This window comes from Haliea sp., assembly GCF_040222615.1.
Lineage (GTDB): Bacteria > Pseudomonadota > Gammaproteobacteria > Pseudomonadales > Halieaceae > Haliea.
Genome location: NZ_JAVKCQ010000105.1, coordinates 1 through 11,475 on the forward strand (window position 1 = coordinate 1; position 11,475 = coordinate 11,475).

An 11,475-nucleotide genomic window follows, 5' to 3' on the forward strand; every position below is an offset into this window, starting at 1 on the left:
CTGGGGAGTTCTGTGCCATGACCGGCGACGGGGTCAATGATGCGCCTGCCCTGAAACAGGCGGATATCGGTATCGCCATGGGCGAGCAGGGCACCGATGTGGCCCGCGAAGCCGCAGACATGATCCTGCTGGACGACAACTTCGCCACCATTGTTGGCGCGGTACGCGAAGGCAGGCGGATTTTCGACAACATTCGCAAATTCATCAAGTACACCATGACCAGTAACTCCGGGGAGATCTGGGTCTTGTTGCTGGCACCTTTCCTGGGCCTGCCCATCCCCTTGCTGCCGATCCACATTCTCTGGATCAACCTGGTCACGGATGGCCTGCCGGGCCTCGCGCTCGGGGTTGAGCCTGCAGAGCGCGGGATCATGCGGCGGCCACCGCGGCCACCGGGCGAAAGTATCTTTGCCGGCGGAATGTGGCAGCACATGATCTGGGTGGGACTGCTGATAGGCGGTATTACCCTGGGCGCTCAGGCCTGGGCGCTGGGCAGTGCCGGGGCGCACTGGCAGACCGTGGTGTTTACCGTGCTGGTGTTCTGCCAGCTCGCCAATGTGCTCGCTATCCGCTCTGAGTCGGAATCGCTGTGGCGACAGGGCCTGCTCAGCAACAGGCCGCTGCTGCTGGCGGTCGCTCTCACCGTGCTGTTGCAGCTGGCGGTAATTTATCTGCCGGTACTGAACGGGATCTTCAAGACCGAGCCTCTGGCACTGCCCGAGCTACTGGTCTGTTTCAGCTTGCCGCTGTTGGTCGTGTTGGCGGTGGAGTCCGAGAAACTGTTGCGGCGCCGGGGTTTTATTTATCAATAGCGAAATGCCGGTCTCTCCGCTGCCGTTTGGCAGCTGCCGGTGGCAGGGGGCAAGTTGTGGATTCAGCCGGCCTAGCTGGCCATCCAGCCGGGGAAAGGCAGCTTGTGCCGCATCAGGAAATCCGGGTTGAACAGTTTGCTGTGGTAGCGGCTGCCGGCATCACACAGGATCGTCACGATGGTATGCCCGGGCCCCAGTTCCCGAGCCATCGCCACGGCTCCGGCGATATTGATGCCCGATGAGCCGCCCACCGGGATCCCCTCGTGCTTGAGCAGGTTGAAGATGTGCGGCAGGGCGGTATCGTCGTCCACTTGGCAACTGAAATCCGGCGTAACACCTTCCAGGTTCCCCGGCAGGAATGACACGCCGATGCCCTCGACGATGGAGTTGCCTTCCCCGAGCAGGGGGCCGCCGCTGAAATGGCTGTGCAGCGCCGAGCCCATCGGGTCTGCCAGGCCGATTTTTATCCCGGGCTTGCATTCGCGCAGCGCCGCCGCAACCCCGGCCAGGGTGCCCCCGGTGCCTACAGCGCAGATAAAGCCGTCCACACTGCCACCCGTCTGGTTCCAGATTTCGCGCCCGGTGGTTTCGTAGTGCACGGTCCGGTTGGCGAGGTTGTCAAACTGGCGTGCCCAGATGGCGCCATTGGGTTCAGTACTGGCCCGGCCCACGGCGACACTCTCGGCGGTATGAATGTAATGCTGGGGACTGGCGTAGGGGGCCGATGGCACCAGTATCAGGTCTGCCCCCAGCATTTCCAGGTGGTCGATTTTCTCCTGGCTCGCAGTCTGGGGCATCACGATCACCGATTGATAGCCCAGGGCGTTGGCCACCAGGGTCAACCCGATCCCGGTGTTGCCTACGGTGCCTTCCACGATCACGCCACCGGGGTGGAGGTCTCCCGCGGCCTCGGCGGCGCGGATAATCCCCAGAGCGGTGCGATCCTTCACCGACCCCCCAGGATTCATGAACTCTGCCTTGCCGTAGATCTGGCAACCGGTGAGCTCGGATGCCTCCCGCAGGTAGAGCAGGGGAGTGTTGCCGATCAGGTCGAGAATCCGCGGTTTGTCCGGCATCGGTCGCTCCTCGCCAAATGTTCAACAGGGTCCGTACTATTGGCTTAGTCTAGCAGCCTCTCCTGTTTTATGTGGGTACCTCGGCACTGCGGTGGGGACGCGCTGTGGTCCGAAGGGTGGTGGCGCAGAGGCGAAGTCATCCGCTAAATGCTAGGCCGAGGAGGCGATCGGAGTTAGAGTGACTTCTGTTAGAGTGACTTCTGCTTGCCCAAGGCTTATGCTCCTCGAATTCGCCAATCTCGGAGCGCGTATGAAACTTGGTTTTTCCGCCCTTCTTTCTAGCGGGCTACTATTGATAGTGGCCACGTCTGTAAACGCTGCCGCCGATGTCGCTACCCCGGAAATAGTAGTTGGCAACCCCAGTGTTGGCTGCGCCGAAGATCCCGGCTGCATGAACCGTCTCCACCCCGATATTCCAATGATCGCCGAAGCAGACCCCGGCCAACGCATTGTCTTCAACAGCCGCGATGCTTTCGACCTGACTCTAGACCCGAACAAGTTTTCAAGCGCGAAGAGCAATCCCCGGCAAGGTGTCGGAATCGTCCATGCATTGACTGGGCCGGTCTCTATCAATGGCGCCAAAGCGGGTGACGTGTTGGCCGTGACCATCGAGAGTCTCGAGCCCGCCAAGGTCGGCTGGACTCAAGCCGGACCTTTGGGTTTTGCCGCTGATCAATTTGGAACCGACGAACGCTTCATCGTCTGGCGCTTAAACGATGACTATGCAGTTAGCGATGCGCTACCAGGCGTGCGTATTCCAAACAGCAGTTTTCCAGGTGTCGTGACGACTCTACCCGACAAGGAGTTACTTGCGGACGTGCTCGCACGCGAAACACAACTGCTCAAATCGGGCGGCGTCGTATTCAACCCAGACCCGGACGAGGCCAAGCCTGCACCGTTGTGTGGAAAGGGAGGGAGGAAAGCGTCTGAGTGCCTGCGAACGGTTCCGCCACGGGAGCACGGTGGCAATATGGACATCCGCTACATTACGACTGGCACCACTGTGTATCTGCCATGCTTGGTTGATGGTTGCGGTCTCGCGGTTGGCGACTTTCATTACGCCCAGGGCGACGGAGAAGTAGCCGGAACAGCGATCGAGATGGGCGGCAGTATGACAGTCACCGCTCGCATAACCGAAAACCCTCCGAATCTGGCTTATGGCCCTCACTATGAGGGTCCGGCATCAGTGCTGAGAATACCGTCAAAGCGATTCTACGCCGTTACCGGTATCCCGCTTAAAGACAAAGGCACCATTCCTGCGGATCTCGCCTACCTCGACTCCCCTAAAATTGCAGGACTAACCAACTTGTCTGGCAGTATCAATCTCGCCGCCCGAAATGCTCTAGCCGCTATGATTGATTACATCGTGGCTGAGTATGGTTATGACCGAACGCAGGCATACATGATCGCGAGTGTTGCCGTCGATATGCGGATCGGGCAACTGGTGGATGCCCCCAATGTTGGTGTGACCGCGGTGCTGCCTTTGGACATTTTTGTCGGGCGCGACTAGTGCATTTTGCAGATGGATCGGGCGGCCGCTTTTGGCCGATCGGGGCCACCTAAATTGAGAATATCGGCTAGTTATTCAAGACCGCTTTGAGGTGGAAGCGGCCAGGTCCGCTATGTCCTAACAGCGGTCATACGTTTACGATCTAGGCCAACGGCAGGTCACGCCCCTGACCTGACGTGCGCAGTTGCAGGGTGCACCTGCTGCTCGAACGCTGTCAGCAAACTTTACAACTTAATCGCGCCTCACTTTATGGATCGGCGTTAACCTTATATTTTAATTGAAGAAACATAAAATTGGTGCGGGTATTGCTAGAATCATTGCATGTTTCACAATAGAGGGTAAGACGATGTCTTTTAAGGTTCTCGCTCGTAATGCGGCCGTTGGTGTTTTGATGTTTTGCGGGTTGGCTGCGTCAACACATGCTAACTTGATCACTAACGGCACTTTCGATACTGATTTGAGTGGCTGGACGATCAATGTATTAACCGGGATTTCTGGCGTTACTTTTGATAACGGAACAGCACACGTAGGGCGTCCTGGTACGCCTGGAACGGTCCAGTTCAACCAGGGTTTTAAACTACCAACCACGAGTACGGCGGTCGAAATAGCGTTTGATTATCAGTGGCAAATCAATAAACCGCAGGAGACGGACTTTTTCTCTGTCAGTTTTGGTTATTTTCAGATTGGGACAGGGTTTGTGAATAGCGTACTGTTAAATGAAACCAGCGAAGTGGCTGATTTTGGCAATACCGTAAGCTTTAAAAGTACTATCAACGTTTCCGATGTTGATTTCAGTGGCGGATTCAACAATGCCCAAATTGATTTCGTTCTGCAAGAAAGCAACCCGTCAGCTGGAACCCGCGTCCAATTGGATAACGTTTCGGTAAACGAGGTACCTGCTCCAGCTACTCTTGCGCTCTTCGGCCTCGGGCTTGCTGGCCTTGGCTGGAAGCGCCGCAGGTCTTAGATCAAGCGCGTGACGCACAGGCCCGCTTCGGCGGGCTTTTTTTGTGGACGACCGACTATACTGACCGCCTCTGTTCCCGCTGTACCCTGGCGATCCTGTCAGCGGCTTCCTGGTGTATCTGAGCGGACAAATCTTTATCGAGTGATTGCATGGGCTGAGTGTAGCCGGGAACGGTGACTTTGGTGGGACCGCAAAAATGGTCCGACCAAACCGGAAGAAAGGCAGCTCAACCGGGCCGAGGCTGCAGAGCTGCTCAACGTGTCTGGGTCCCATTAGGGCTTTCGGGGGAATAAAACACCGGAAATAGAAAGCCCCGGTGAAAGCAGGGGCTTAGAGGCAAAAGTGGCGGTGGGCCAGGGATTCGAACCCCGGGAGGGTTGCCCCTCAACGGTTTTCAAGACCGCCGCTTTCGACCACTCAGCCAGCCCACCGGATTGTTTTCCCGCCTTGCGCGGGCGTGCGCGATTCTACAGGGCCTCGAGGCGCGCACAAGAGTCTCGACCGTGGTGCGCGCATTTTTCGGCGCGGATCTCAGGCCTCGGCCGCCTCCTGCAGGGGAGCCGCAGGACGCGAGCCACGCGGGTCGTTGCTGGCCCGTGGTGCGATGCGCCCGCTGCCCTTGACCGGCGGGTGCTGCTCCTCCCGGAACAGGGTCAGGTGAGCGGTGGCGATCTCCACCTGGCCGACCGGTCGAGGTGCTATCCGGGGGTCGTTGGCGACACGGCCATCGGCCGTGATACCGGCGGGCTTGCTCGCTTCGACTGGGGCTGCCGCTACGGGCTCAGCTACAGGCTCAGCCGCTACTTTCGCAGTGACTGGCTCGGCCGTGGGCGTTTCCTCTGCCTCGGGCTCAGCGGCCGCCTGGGCCTCATCGGTGGTGACCTCGGCCGTTTCAGCGACATCGGCTACGGCTTCGATTGTTGCTTCCGCTACGGTGTCGCCGGCGTCCTGCGCAGTGGCCTCCTTCCTTGCAGCGGTCTCTGGAACAGCGGTGTCTGCAACGGATTCGGTTGCGGTTACCGGCGCAATCGCCTCGGCGAGGGCCTCGCGAGGCTCAACGCTGGCTTGCGCATCGTTGCTGCCGTCAGCTTCTGCAGCGGGGGTCCCGGTATCGCTGGCTGCGACGTTGGTCGCAGCGGCGTCGTCAGCCTTGGCACGCGGACGGCGACGGCGACGCGGCTCGCCGCGTTTCATGTCACTCGGGCGCTTGCGCGGCTTGTCGCCGTTTTCTTCCTGCAACTGGGCGAAGATTTCCAGGCTGTCGTCGTCACTGGCATCGGTATCCATATCCAGTGGTTGCTCGACAGTTTCCTGGCGCTTTTCGCCGTCTGGACGCCGCCGACCCTTGCCGCCGCGCTTGCGTGGCTTGGGCGAGGAGGTCTGCTCCTCGGAGGAGTCATCCTGTTGCCGGGAACGCTCGGGCTTGTCATTCTTTTCCGGCTTCTCTGCGCGAGGCTGTTCACTGCTGCGCTCTCCGCTGCGCTCACCACCGGAACGCCGGCGGCCGCCACGGCTGCGCTTGCGACCGTTGCTGCTGCGGCTTTCGGACTTTTTCTCCTCCTCGGAATCCTTCTCCGCTGCGGCCGGCTTGCGCGGCTTGGCGGCCGGTTCCTCGACCTTGGCCGGCTCGCCGAACAACATGCCCATCAGACGCGTCACCAGGCCGGTTTTAACCGGGGCTGCCGCCGCAACAGGCTCTACGGCCCGGGCCTTGTTGCCACTCCTGTGGCCACTGCTGCGTTTGTTGCGCTCTGCGGGCGCCGCGCTTTCTTCCGCTGCGGGTGCGGCTTCGGGGGCTGGCATCTGCGGTGCAATGCGCTGAACCGCAGCCTGCTGCACGGGGATGTTGGCGGAATGGGCATCGCTGATCAGGTCGGCATCGGGGACCGCGATGTCGATCTTGTAGCTGACAGCGCGATCCTCACTCACCTCGTCATCGCGCAGGCGCGTAACTTCAAAGTGCGGTGTTTCCAGATTGGGGTTGGGGATGACCAGTAGCCGTGTGCGGGAGACCTGCTCGATCTCGGACAGGGCTGACCGCTTCTCGTTCAGCAGGTAGGCGGCGACGTCGACGGGAACAATGCCGCGAACTTCGGCGCTGCGGTCCTTGATGGCTTCCTCTTCCATCAGGCGCAGGATGGACAGGGCCAGTGACTTGGTGTCCCGGATCGAGCCCTGGCCGGTACAGCGCGGGCAGACGATGGCGCTGGTCTCGCCCAGTGAGGGGCGCAGGCGCTGGCGCGACATCTCCAGCAGGCCGAAGCGGGAAATCCTGCCAACCTGGACCCGGGCCCGATCCAGTTCCAGCGCGTCGCGCATGCGGTTTTCCACCATGCGCTGGTTCTTGGCTGCCAGCATATCGATGAAATCGATCACCACCAGGCCGCCCATGTCACGCAGGCGCAGCTGCCGCGCGATCTCGTCGGCGGCCTCGAGGTTGGTCTGCAGCGCGGTGTCTTCGATGTCGGAACCCTTGGTGGCGCGGGCCGAGTTGATGTCGATGGACACCAGGGCCTCGGTGGGGTCGATGACAATGGAGCCGCCGGAAGGCAGGCGCACTTCGCGCTGGAAGGCGGTCTCGATCTGGCTCTCGATCTGGAAGCGGTTGAAGAGGGGAATGGAGTCCTCGTAGCGCTTGATGCGATTCTTATACTTGGGCATCACCATGCTGACGAATTCCGAGGCCTCGGCGAAGGCGTCGTCGGAATCGATCAGGACCTGGTCGATGTCGTCCCGCAGGTAATCGCGCACCGCGCGAATGATGACGTTGCTTTCCTGGAACAGCAGGGCTGGGGCCTTCACTTCCTTGTTGGCCGCGGTGATCGATTCCCACAGCTGGAGCAGGTAGTTCAGGTCCCATTGCAGCTCTTCCGAGGTGCGGCCGACACCGGCGGTGCGGATGATAACGCCCATGCCATTGGGGATTTCCAGACCACTGAGTGCTTCGCGCAGCTCGCTGCGTTCGTCGCCTTCAATGCGCCGGGAGATGCCGCCAGCTTTGGGGTTATTGGGCATCAGGACCATGTAGCGACCGGCCATGCTGATGAAGGTGGTCAGGGCGGCGCCCTTGTTGCCGCGCTCTTCCTTGTCCACCTGAACGATGATTTCGGTGCCTTCCCTGACCACTTCCTTGATTTTCAGTCGGCCCTCGACGTTGCCGGGGTCCTTGTAGAAATATTCGCGGGCAATCTCTTTCAGGGGCAGGAAGCCGTGGCGCTCGGCGCCAAAATCGACAAATGCCGCTTCGAGACTGGGTTCGACACGGGTGATCTTGCCTTTGTAGATGTTGGATTTTTTTTGCAGACGGGTGCGGTTTTCGATGTCCAGATCGTACAGACGCTGGCCGTCAACGAGGGCGACGCGCAACTCTTCGGGCTGGGTCGCATTGATGAGCATTTTTTTCATGTGTGCCATTTACCTGGTGCGCGCAGGTCTGGCGGGGCGGGGAATCAGCCATACAGCCGGCATTGCTGCCGGACAACGCCGGGTGGTTAAACCCTGGCGAGCGCCGCAGGCTGTTTCGGGCCCGACGGCATCGCGCCACGGATACTTGCCGGCACGCTCAGGTGACCTGTATTGCGGCGGCGTCCCGAGAGGGATCGCCGCCAGGCAACGCCGGAAAAGGTGCCCCGCGCTGGCGCGGGCCGGACCTTTTTGTTAGGGTCGCATCACCTGACGAATACGACCGCGTTGCCTGAAGCTCGAACTGATTCTGTGTCCCGGCAGTCGTACTGCGCGGTTCATAATGTATCGGCGCGGAATTGCCTGTTTAGGCCCCGGGCAATGCCCGAGGATGGCGCGCACCGACATCCTTTGTGTGCCTGCACGCGCAAGTGCGGGTATCATTGTGCCGATGGAGCCTTGCGATTACGTCGGCAGGCCCTGCTGTCACCGGCATGGTTGCGTCGTGCGTCGGAAGCAAAAAACGAGCCCCGAGCCCGGCTACACGGGCCGGAGTATACCCTCAATCGGTAAGTGCTTCAATTATCAAGTGATTTCCTGAAACCATGACTGATTCCACCTCCCGGCAGGTGCAAAGCGGCGTCCGCCAGCTGCAGGTTGATGCCGACAGTGTCGGCCAGCGACTGGACAATTACCTGCTGAAGGTCCTCAAGGGTGTACCCAAGACCCGCATTTACCGCGGGCTGCGCAAGGGCGAATTCCGCGTCAATAAAGGCAGGGTCAAGGCGGACTACCGCCTGGCCGAGGGCGATGTGCTGCGCATCCCCCCCCTTCACCAGCCGGAACCGGGAGCCGCACCGGTCATCCCGGGATTCTGGGCCGGCGAGATCCAGTCGCGAATCATCTACGAGGACCCGGGGCTGCTGGTGGTCAACAAGCCCTCAGGGCTTGCGGTACACGGCGGCAGCGGGCTGAACTTTGGCCTGATCGAATGCCTGCGCCAGCTGCGACCACAGGACCGCTACCTGGAGCTGGTCCACCGCCTGGACCGGGACACCTCGGGGCTGATCCTGATCGCCCGCAAGCCGGCAATCCTGCGCGAGCTGCACCGGCAACTGCGCGGCGACGGCGTGGATAAACGCTACCTGGCCCTGGTTGCGGGGCGCTGGCCCCGGGAGCGGCGGATTATCGAGGCGCCCCTACAAAAAAATGTCGTTCAGTCGGGTGAACGCATGGTCAAGGTGGCGAAAGAGGGCAAGGCCTCGGTCACCGGGTTCGCCGTACTGGAGCAGTTCCGCGATGCTACGCTGGTGGAGGCGCGTCCCCACACCGGGCGAACCCACCAGATCCGCGTCCACGCCAAATTTGCGGGCCATCCTATCCTCGGTGACGACAAGTACATGGATGATGCCAGCGCCGCGCTGGCCCGCAATCTCGGCATTCGGCGGCTGTTCCTGCACGCCCGCTCGCTGGCATTCAAGTTGCCGGACCAGCCTCGCCTCCAGCTTGAGGCCGCGCTGGAACCTGACCTCGAACAAGTTTTAGAAAGGATGCGCAAGTAACTGATTATGATAGTTATATTTGACTGGGATGGGACCCTGTGTGACTCGGTGGAGCAGATTGTTGTCGCCATGCAGGCGGCGGCCGGCGAATGCGGGCTGCCTGTTCCCACCGCCGCTTCGGTGCGCCACATTATCGGTCTGAGCCTGCCCACGGCCATGCCCATCCTGTTTCCGGGTGCTTCCCCGGCGGAGCATGAGTGCATGCGCGAGGCCTATTCCCGCTGTTACGTCGCGCTCGACCAGGGTCCAGCGCGGCTGCACGCTGGCGCGCTGGAAACCCTGGAGTCGCTGCGCGCAGCCGGTTTCGAACTGGCCGTGGCCACCGGCAAGAGCCGTCGCGGCCTGGACCGGGTGTTGCGGGGACTGGGTCTGGAAAACTACTTCGACACGACCCGCTGTGCCGACGAGACCCGCTCGAAACCCGATCCGCTCATGTTGCGCCAGATTCTCGCGGAGCGGCGCAAGAGCCCGGAGCTGGCGCTGATGGTCGGCGATTCAGAGTACGACCTGGACATGGCGCGGCAGATCAACATGCCTTCTGTGGGAGTGAGCTTCGGCGTTCACTCGCCGCAGCAACTGGCATTGCACCAGCCGCGGGCGGTGATCGACAGCCTGCCCGATCTCTGCAACTTGCCTGAACTGATCGCTCATGCCAGAACCGGGTAGCCCGCCCGTTCCAAGAGGCTGGTGAGGGCAATCAGCGGCAGGCCCTCGAGGCTGGTGGGGTCGTCCCCGGCCATGCGCTCGAACAGGGCGATACCCAGCCCCTCGCACTTGAAGCTGCCCGCACAGTCGAAGGGCTGTTCGCGAGCCAGGTAGTTATCGATGGCCGCGCCGTCCAGGCGGCGAAACTGCACGGTAAACGGTTCTACCACGGTTGCCTCGAAGCCGGCGTCGCCGCAGCACAGGGTGAGGCCGGTAAAGAACTGGACCGCATTGCCGGCGCTGGCCAACAGTTGTGCCCTGGCGTTGTCATGGTTGCCGGGCTTGCCGAGCAGGATGCCGTCCAGCGAGGCCACCTGGTCGCTGCCAATCACCAGAGACGAGGGGTGGGTGCTGGCGATGGAGCGTGCCTTGGACCGCGCCAGGCGTGCCGCAAGGGCATCGGGAGCCTCTCCTGGCAGCGGGGTTTCGTCTGCAGCTGGCGCCAGGCAGCGGAAGGGCAATTGCAGGCGCTGGAGCAGGGCGCGGCGATAGGGCGACGTCGAGGCGAGGATCAGATCCATGAGTGATTTTCCGTGGCAGCGGGCTGGCGCCCTGAACTGATTGTATTCTAAAGAATTTTTTTGACAAAGGGGGAAACCGCCCCTATGATGCGCGCCTATGTTGACCGACCCCCTCCCCGGCACGCTGGATGTCCGCAAGGCCGCCTCGCGTGGTGCGACTGTCAGGGGCATGTTGAAACCGCTGGATTTGCCCCGTTTTCGGGATCTGCTGGCTGCAGACGAGGGCGTTGTCGAGGCGGAATTGACATTGTCCCGCGACGAGGAGGGCAGGTATCTTGTGCAGGTTGTCACTGACAGTAGGGTGACAGTGACCTGCCAGCGGTGCCTGCAGCCCATGCCGGCGCAATTGCATACAGACAGTACCCTGGCGGTGGTCTGGACGGACGAGCAGGCCCGGCTTTTGCCAGCCTGGCTGGACCCGGTGATTGTGACGGAGGACGAGTATTCGCTGCGGGAACTGGTCGAGGACGAGCTGATTCTGGCACTGCCACCGTTCAGCTACCACGAACAGGCGGATTGCAACACAGTTTTGGCGGACCTGACCGCGGAGCCCGAAGCAGACGAGCCCGCGAAAAAGTCCAACCCGTTTGACGTGCTGGCGCAGTTAAAGCCCGGCGATACCCATCAGGAGTAAGACATGGCTGTTCAACAGGACAAGAAATCACGTTCACGTCGCGGCATGCGTCGTTCCCACGACTCGCTGACCGGCCCGACCCTCAGCGTGGACCAGACTTCCGGTGAAACTCACCGTCGTCATCACGTGACCGCTGACGGTTTCTACCGCGGCAAGAAAGTCGTCAACACCGGTAACGACGAGTAAGATCGCCGCCGATCCGGCCGGCGCGGCAGGCATCAAGCTGCATCTGTGCCGGTCGCACTTGTTATCGCAAACGGGAGCCCAGGCTCCCGGTTCGCGTTTC

Annotated in this window: 10 protein-coding genes and 1 tRNA gene; 7 read left to right on the forward strand and 4 right to left on the reverse strand. The window is 61.2% G+C overall.

Features of this window, described 5'->3' with window-relative positions; all coding sequences use genetic code 11:
* On the forward strand, positions 1 to 812 hold an 812-nt coding region (locus tag RJQ10_RS08270), incomplete at its 5' end, for an HAD-IC family P-type ATPase (protein ID WP_350145491.1).
* A 71-nt stretch (positions 813 to 883) separates the two neighbouring features.
* Here the strand turns inward: RJQ10_RS08270 and RJQ10_RS08275 are convergent.
* On the reverse strand, positions 884 to 1,888 hold the full coding sequence (locus RJQ10_RS08275; RefSeq protein ID WP_350145493.1) for a cysteine synthase A: 1,005 nt from the start codon (positions 1,886 to 1,888) through the stop codon (positions 884 to 886).
* 250 nt (positions 1,889 to 2,138) lie between these two features.
* On the opposite strand from RJQ10_RS08275, the gene RJQ10_RS08280 reads away from it, so the two are divergent.
* Both RJQ10_RS08280 and RJQ10_RS08285 read left to right on the forward strand, forming a co-directional pair.
* The gene (locus RJQ10_RS08280) at positions 2,139 to 3,398 is read left to right on the forward strand and encodes an acetamidase/formamidase family protein (RefSeq protein WP_350145495.1); all 1,260 of its coding nucleotides are present in this window, start codon (positions 2,139 to 2,141) and stop codon (positions 3,396 to 3,398) included.
* Positions 3,399 to 3,744: 346 nt separating this feature from the next.
* On the forward strand, positions 3,745 to 4,365 hold the full coding sequence (locus RJQ10_RS08285; RefSeq protein WP_350145497.1) for a PEP-CTERM sorting domain-containing protein: 621 nt from the start codon (positions 3,745 to 3,747) through the stop codon (positions 4,363 to 4,365).
* Between the two features lie 343 nt (positions 4,366 to 4,708).
* On the opposite strand, the gene RJQ10_RS08290 is transcribed toward RJQ10_RS08285, so the two are convergent.
* Positions 4,709 to 4,796 (reverse strand) — tRNA-Ser (locus tag RJQ10_RS08290).
* Positions 4,797 to 4,896: 100 nt separating this feature from the next.
* Positions 4,897 to 7,770: a ribonuclease E gene (rne, locus tag RJQ10_RS08295; protein WP_350145499.1), complete on the reverse strand. Its 2,874-nt coding sequence runs from the start codon at positions 7,768 to 7,770 to the stop codon at positions 4,897 to 4,899.
* 602 nt (positions 7,771 to 8,372) lie between these two features.
* On the opposite strand from rne, the gene rluC reads away from it, so the two are divergent.
* Together rluC and RJQ10_RS08305 are read left to right on the forward strand one after the other, a co-directional pair.
* Positions 8,373 to 9,329, forward strand: a complete 957-nt coding sequence (gene rluC, locus RJQ10_RS08300) for a 23S rRNA pseudouridine(955/2504/2580) synthase RluC (protein WP_350145501.1) — start codon at positions 8,373 to 8,375, stop codon at positions 9,327 to 9,329.
* 6 nt (positions 9,330 to 9,335) lie between these two features.
* A complete protein-coding gene (locus RJQ10_RS08305; RefSeq protein ID WP_350145503.1) occupies positions 9,336 to 9,995 on the forward strand; it encodes an HAD-IA family hydrolase in 660 nt (219 codons plus the stop codon).
* Here the strand turns inward: RJQ10_RS08305 and RJQ10_RS08310 are convergent.
* Entirely contained in the window at positions 9,977 to 10,555 is a 579-nt protein-coding gene (locus RJQ10_RS08310; RefSeq protein WP_350145505.1) for a Maf family protein, read from the reverse strand. The genes RJQ10_RS08305 and RJQ10_RS08310 overlap by 19 nt on opposite strands.
* Positions 10,556 to 10,652: 97 nt before the next feature.
* Here RJQ10_RS08310 and RJQ10_RS08315 point away from each other — a divergent pair, with 97 nt between their 5' ends.
* Positions 10,653 to 11,189, forward strand: coding sequence for a YceD family protein (locus tag RJQ10_RS08315; RefSeq protein ID WP_350145507.1), 537 nt, complete (start codon positions 10,653 to 10,655; stop codon positions 11,187 to 11,189).
* A 3-nt stretch (positions 11,190 to 11,192) separates the two neighbouring features.
* Positions 11,193 to 11,375: a 50S ribosomal protein L32 gene (rpmF, locus tag RJQ10_RS08320; RefSeq protein WP_350145509.1), complete on the forward strand. Its 183-nt coding sequence runs from the start codon at positions 11,193 to 11,195 to the stop codon at positions 11,373 to 11,375.
* Positions 11,376 to 11,475 lie beyond the last annotated feature (100 nt).

What these genes read in the sequence shown, in the direction of transcription:
- RJQ10_RS08275 (WP_350145493.1), bottom strand. Translation starts at nt 1,888, where the DNA reads ATGCCGGACAAACCGCGGATTCTCGACCTGATCGGCAACACTCCCCTG.
- RJQ10_RS08280 (WP_350145495.1), top strand. Translation starts at nt 2,139, where the DNA reads ATGAAACTTGGTTTTTCCGCCCTTCTTTCTAGCGGGCTACTATTGATA.
- RJQ10_RS08285 (WP_350145497.1), top strand. Translation starts at nt 3,745, where the DNA reads ATGTCTTTTAAGGTTCTCGCTCGTAATGCGGCCGTTGGTGTTTTGATG.
- rne (WP_350145499.1), bottom strand. Translation starts at nt 7,770, where the DNA reads ATGAAAAAAATGCTCATCAATGCGACCCAGCCCGAAGAGTTGCGCGTC.
- rluC (WP_350145501.1), top strand. Translation starts at nt 8,373, where the DNA reads ATGACTGATTCCACCTCCCGGCAGGTGCAAAGCGGCGTCCGCCAGCTG.
- RJQ10_RS08305 (WP_350145503.1), top strand. Translation starts at nt 9,336, where the DNA reads ATGATAGTTATATTTGACTGGGATGGGACCCTGTGTGACTCGGTGGAG.
- RJQ10_RS08310 (WP_350145505.1), bottom strand. Translation starts at nt 10,555, where the DNA reads ATGGATCTGATCCTCGCCTCGACGTCGCCCTATCGCCGCGCCCTGCTC.
- RJQ10_RS08315 (WP_350145507.1), top strand. Translation starts at nt 10,653, where the DNA reads ATGTTGACCGACCCCCTCCCCGGCACGCTGGATGTCCGCAAGGCCGCC.
- rpmF (WP_350145509.1), top strand. Translation starts at nt 11,193, where the DNA reads ATGGCTGTTCAACAGGACAAGAAATCACGTTCACGTCGCGGCATGCGT.